This is a genomic window from Microcystis sp. LEGE 08355 (genome assembly GCF_015207185.1).
GTDB lineage: Bacteria > Cyanobacteriota > Cyanobacteriia > Cyanobacteriales > Microcystaceae > Microcystis > Microcystis panniformis.
The window spans coordinates 1-6002 of the sequence record NZ_JADEXI010000278.1; the positions used below are offsets into that span (position 1 = coordinate 1).

Genomic DNA, 6002 nt, shown 5'->3' on the forward strand with positions numbered 1-6002 from the left:
CTAAATCAGGTTTTTATGTCAAGCTATTTTGAAAGCCTTGCTAGAAACCAGTTTTAGGGATAAGTATAATTACTCACTTGCATAAATGAGATGCTCCCTACATATCCCCTATTCCCAAATACCTAAACACTTTTTAATGTCGAGGTGTTAGAGGGATTCCTGGGATGGAATGGAAGTGGATTCTGACGGATCAGCGTTAGTATCTGTCTCTTTGGGGGCAGCCACTTTTACCAAAGCATGACGCAAAACATCTTCTCCGAGAGTGTATCCTCGCACTAGCTGCTCGACCACCGTGCCTTCGGGATGTTCATCGGTGTACTCCCGCATCATCGCTTCGTGGTAGGTGGGATCAAAGGGTTGACCCTCTGGACGCATAGGGGAAACGCCTAAACGCTTGAGACTGTCCACTAAGGTTTTATAGACTCCTTGGTAACTCTTGTGAATACCCATCTCGCCATCATTAGCCGGTTTAATTTGAGTACGGGCGCGCTCAAAATTATCCACCACGCCAAGAATTTCCATCAGGGTTTTGCCCTTGATTTTTGTTTCCAGTTCCTCTTTTTCCTTGGCTGTGCGTTTGCGAAAATTATCGAACTCGGCCGCTAGAGTGATATAGCGTTTCTTATAGGCATCAACCTGTTGGGTTTGCTCCTCTAACTGCTGTTTGAGAGTATCAATTTCCTCTTGTAGAGTATCGATAGTCATTCCGCCTAGAAAGGAAAATTCCTCGCTAGAGGCGGCCTGATCCGTCACAGTTTTGGCTTCATCGGTGACACTGGCTTCCGATTCGGTGGTCAGGGATTCGGGGGAATTAGGAAAGGATTCTTGGTTTTCGTCGAAAATTACTGAGGTATTTGGTTCTGCACTCATAGTAGACAATTTTATTGGGTAATTTGGCAATATATGACCATTTACTGCTAATTTTGGTCTTTAAGTACCAGCTAATAATCAAGGTTTAACCCTTAATGTAACATTTTGTGGACAAGATGCGTAACTGGATATAAGCGACCCCGATAGATAATCGGTGATCTAGAAAAATTTTTGCTAGAATGCAATTTTACCAGTAAAATTGGGAACATTTAAGGGTAGTGGAGAGGTTAAGAATCGTCTATGACATTTTCTTCCAAGAAAACCCGTGCCGTTGCCCTACGCAATTACTTTTCCCCCTTTGGTAACAAGTTGGTGCAGTCGGGATATATCGGTGCCGACCAAATGCAACAGGCCCTGGTGGAAACACGGAAATCGGGACGATCGCTAGTAGAAATATTACAACAACTAACTGGGCGCCCTTTGCCCCCGGATTTGCAGCGACAGTACAAGAAAAATCAGTTATTTGAATTAAAAATTCTCTACGGAGTCGAATCGATCGACCCCGAATTGAGCGATGTGGATGGACTGGAAATAGCCCGATTGATCGATTCTTTGATTCCGATCGATCTTTGTCGTCGCTATCGTCTCATCCCCCTGCGAAAGATCGAAGGAGAGCCGGCTGCGATTTTGATAGCCATGGTCGATCCCGACAACCTCGAGGCTTCCGACGATATTAATCGTATTCTCCGCCCCAGGGAGTTAGGTTTACAGCGTTTGGTGATTACTAGCGAAGATTATGAAAGATTACTGGAAAAATTCCACTCGGCTCAACCGGAGCTAGAACAGGAAAAAGCCCGACTGCAAAAAGAAAAAGAACTAGAAAAACTCTCGGATCTCACTGGTATTGTCAGCAATATTGAGGTGGCCTCTGGTGCGGCTAACGATGAAGTGGCCGATGATCTCGGAGAAGGGGAAGCTAATCAAGCTCCCGTCATCAACCTCGTCAATAAAATTATAGCTAAAGCCCTACAGGAAGGGACTTCCGATATTCACATCGAACCCCAAGAAGAATTCCTGAAAATTCGCTTTCGCAAAGATGGAGTTCTTCATCAAGCTTTTGAGCCACTGCCGAAAAAAATTACCCCGGCGGTGACAGCCCGTTTTAAAATCATGGCCGATCTCGATATCGCCGAACGTCGTCTTCCCCAAGATGGTAAAATTCGGCGGATGTATCAAGGGCGGAAAGTGGATTTTCGGGTTAATACCCTACCCAGTCGCTACGGGGAAAAAGTCTGTTTACGGATTCTCGACAACTCGGCTACCCAGTTGGGTTTAGATAAACTAATCACCGACCAAAAGACCCTGCAAATCGTCCGAGACATGGCCAGTCGTCCCTTTGGTCTGTTGCTGGTGACAGGCCCGACCGGTTCGGGGAAATCCACCAGTTTATACTCGGTGTTAGCCGAAAGAAATCACCCTGGGGTCAATATTAGTACGGCCAAAGATCCGATCGAATATTCTCTACCAGGCATCACCCAGGTGCAGGTAATTCGCGAAAAAGGCATGGATTTCGCCTCGATTCTGCGGGCATTCATGCGACAAGATCCGGATGTGATTCTGGTGGGAGAAACTAGGGACAAGGAAACGGCCAAAACAGCGATCGAGGCCGCCCTAACCGGTCACTTGGTCCTAACTACCCTACACACCAACGATGCCGCAGGTGCGATCGCTCGTCTCGATGAGATGGGGGTTGAACCGTTTATGATTTCTGGTTCTCTCTTGGGAGTCTTGGCCCAGCGTCTCATGCGGCGCGTCTGTAGCCAGTGTCGAGTCGCCTATCACCCCAGTCAAGAGGAATTAGCCCGTTTTGGTCTTTCCGCCGCCAATGAACGGGAAGTGACCTTTTATAAGGCTAATACCCTCACCCTTGAGGAAATTCAACAGGCGCGAAAACAGGGCAATCTCTGCCTTAAGTGTAGCGGCAGCGGTTATAAAGGTCGCATTGGTGTCTATGAGGTAATGCAGAATAGTGAACGACTACAGCAGTTAATTAACCAAGGGGCAACCACTGATCGCATTAAGGAGACGGCCGTCGATGAGGGCATGGTGACACTCCTAGCCTATAGTTTAAATCTGGTGCGCGAGGGTTACACCACCCTCGAAGAAGTGGAACGGGTGACATTTACCGATTCCGGTCTGGAAGCGGAACTAAAAGCCAAACGGAAAAGCGGTTTAATCTGTCGTGGTTGTCGCGCCGAACTACAACCAGAATGGCTCGATTGTCCCTATTGTATGACACCGCGATTTAGTGATTAAGACAGTTTTTCAGTTATCAGTTATGAGATTTGAGTTTTAAGTAAGGAGTATTAAGTGAGTAGTCTTAAATAGCACTTTCCCAATGTCTTTTCACTGGTTACTGGTTACTGTTCACTGATTTTACCTTAAAGATGGGGTTTAACTTATGGAATTAATGATCGAAGATTTAATGCAACAATTGGTCGAGATGGGCGGTTCTGATATGCACATTCAGTCTGGGGCGCCAGTCTATTTTCGCATTAGTGGCAAACTCGCCCCGATTAATGAAGAATCTTTAACCCCGCAAGATTGTCAGAAATTGATTTTTAGTATGCTCAATAATACTCAAAGAAAAGAGTTAGAGCAGAATTGGGAATTAGACTGTTCCTACGGGGTGAAAGGATTAGCAAGATTTAGGGTCAATGTTTATAAAGAAAGGGGAGCTTATGCAGCTTGTTTACGGGCTTTGTCCTCTAAAATTCCTAACTTTGAACAATTAAATTTACCTAGAGTAGTACGGGAGTTATCGGAAAGACCGAGGGGATTAATTCTCGTAACTGGCCAAACAGGTTCAGGTAAAACTACCACTTTAGCGGCAATTTTAGACTTAATTAATCGGACTAGGTCTGAACATATTTTAACTGTAGAAGACCCAATTGAATACGTTTTTCCTAATATAAAAAGTCTGTTTCACCAACGACAAAAAGGAGAAGATACCAAGAGTTTTGCTAACGCTTTAAGAGCATCTTTACGGGAAGATCCTGATATTATCCTTGTGGGAGAAATGCGGGATTTAGAAACAATTAGTTTGGCAATCACGGCGGCAGAAACCGGTCACTTAGTCTTCGGAACCCTACACACTAGCTCGGCAGCGGGAACAGTGGATCGGATTATTGACGTTTTTCCTGCTAATCAACAGGCACAAATTCGCGCCATGTTATCCAATTCTTTACTAGCAGTTTTTAGTCAAAACCTAGTCAAGAAAAAAAATCCTAAACCGGGGGAATTTGGTCGGGCAATGGTACAGGAAATCATGGTGGTAACTCCAGCGATCGCTAACCTAATTCGGGAAGGAAAAGCCCCCCAAGTCTATTCAGCAATTCAAACGGGAATGAAGTTAGGAATGCAAACCATGGAACAGGGATTAGCTAATTTAGTTGTTAGGGGTGTTGTCTCTTTGGAAGAGGCCATTTCTAAAAGCGGTAAACCCGATGAATTACAACGTCTTATCGCCGGGGCCAGCACTAACGCTAAAGCCCGGATTTAATCCTAAATCCTGTTTAAAAGGTATAGGAGAGTGGGAAGTTTTTTGCTGTAAACAGTGAACTGATAACTGATAACTGATAACTGATAACTGATAACTGATTTGTTCTATGCCTACTTTTGTCGCACAAGTTAAAAGCGGCTCTGGAAAAGTTTTCCAAGAGAAAGTTGAAGCTATGTCTCCCGAACAGGCCCGGACGATGCTGAAGGCGAAATATGCCGCCGTCGGTAAAGTCAAAAAAGTGGGGGGAGAGATCGATCTTTCCGGTTTACAGTTGATGTTTGCCAGCATTTCCATCAAAGATAAAGCGGTTTTTTCCCGTCAATTTTCGGTAATGATTAATGCTGGTGTGGCGATTGTGAGATGTTTGGGAGTTTTGGGGGATCAATGCGGTAATCCCAAGATGAAAAAAGCCCTACAAGCGATTAGTGCTGAGGTACAGCAAGGGAGTCCGTTATCGGAAGCGATGGCCAAACATCCCGAATGTTTTGATGAACTTTATGTCAGTATGGTCGAAGCTGGTGAGACGGGGGGGGTACTCGATGAAGTGCTCAACCGTCTCTCGAAACTTTTGGAAGACATGGCCCGCTTGAAAAACCAGATTAAATCAGCGATGACTTATCCAGTAGCGGTAGGAATTTTGGCGGTAGTTGTGTTTTTCGGGATGACGATCTTTTTAATTCCCGTCTTTGCGAAAATTTTCACCGATTTAAAGGTGGAACTACCGGCTTTAACGCAATTTATGCTCTTTTTAAGTGGTGTGATGCGTAGTTGGTTGATTTTAATTCCGATTGTCACCATTGTTGCCACGGTTTTTTTACTGCGTCGCTATTACAAAACCCCGGTGGGTCGTCTGCAAATTGACCATTTTTTCCTTAAAATGCCTCTTTTTGGTGATTTGAATGAAAAGTCGGCTGTGGCTAGATTTTGCCGGGTTTTTGGGACTCTGACGCGTTCTGGTGTCCCAATTTTAAGTTCCCTCGACATCGTTTGTAATACGGTGGGTAATCAGGTAATTGCCAATGCGATCGCTGGTGCCAAGGCGGAAATTCAGCAGGGGGGAATGATGAGTTTGGCCCTACAAAAAGCCAATGTTTTCCCAGCTTTGGCCATTCAAATGATTAGTATTGGGGAGGAAACGGGAGAATTAGATGCCATGATGATGAAAGTGGCGGATTTCTACGAAGATGAGGTGGAACAGGCCATTAAAGCTTTAACCAGTATCATTGAACCCTTGATGATGATTGGTGTTGCGGGGATGGTGGGAATTATTCTTCTGTCTATGTACTTGCCCATGTTTAAAATCTTCGATGCCTTGGGATAAGTTTAGAGGACTCATTTCCGTTATCAGTTAGTCGTCGGTAGCTTGAAATCAGAAAAATTTTAATTTTCATCGAAAATTTGGGTCTGAAACCCCGTCGTTCTACGACGGCTTTACTGTTAAATATTAGCACATTTACGAAATATATGCTAAAATGTGAGACATGGAAAAGCTATCGCTACCGATTTTACCCCACACCCGAACAAGAGTCGCTATTGCGGCGCACTTTGGGCTGTGTAAGATTGGTTTACAATAAAGCTCTCCATCTCAGAACACAAGCTTGGTACGAAAGACAAGAAAGAGTAGGATATA

General features: G+C 44.6%; 5 protein-coding genes. 4 read left to right on the forward strand and 1 reads right to left on the reverse strand.

Going from position 1 to position 6002, the window contains the following annotated elements; all coding sequences use genetic code 11:
• Positions 1-147: 147 nt before the first annotated feature.
• A complete protein-coding gene (grpE, locus tag IQ242_RS14510; protein ID WP_193960449.1) occupies positions 148-870 on the reverse strand; it encodes a nucleotide exchange factor GrpE in 723 nt (240 codons plus the stop codon).
• A 240-nt stretch (positions 871-1110) separates the two neighbouring features.
• Between grpE and IQ242_RS14515 the strand changes: the two genes are divergently transcribed.
• The 4 genes from IQ242_RS14515 to IQ242_RS14530 form a co-directional block, all read left to right on the forward strand.
• Positions 1111-3126 carry a GspE/PulE family protein gene (locus tag IQ242_RS14515; RefSeq protein WP_193960450.1) on the forward strand — a complete coding sequence of 672 codons (2016 nt, stop codon included), beginning with the start codon at positions 1111-1113 and terminating at the stop codon, positions 3124-3126.
• A 145-nt stretch (positions 3127-3271) separates the two neighbouring features.
• Positions 3272-4372 carry a type IV pilus twitching motility protein PilT gene (locus IQ242_RS14520; protein ID WP_193960451.1) on the forward strand — a complete coding sequence of 367 codons (1101 nt, stop codon included), beginning with the start codon at positions 3272-3274 and terminating at the stop codon, positions 4370-4372.
• A gap of 106 nt (positions 4373-4478) precedes the next feature.
• Entirely contained in the window at positions 4479-5693 is a 1215-nt protein-coding gene (locus tag IQ242_RS14525) for a type II secretion system F family protein (protein WP_193960452.1), read from the forward strand.
• 143 nt (positions 5694-5836) lie between these two features.
• On the forward strand, positions 5837-6002 hold a 166-nt coding region (locus IQ242_RS14530), incomplete at its 3' end, for a helix-turn-helix domain-containing protein (RefSeq protein ID WP_193960453.1).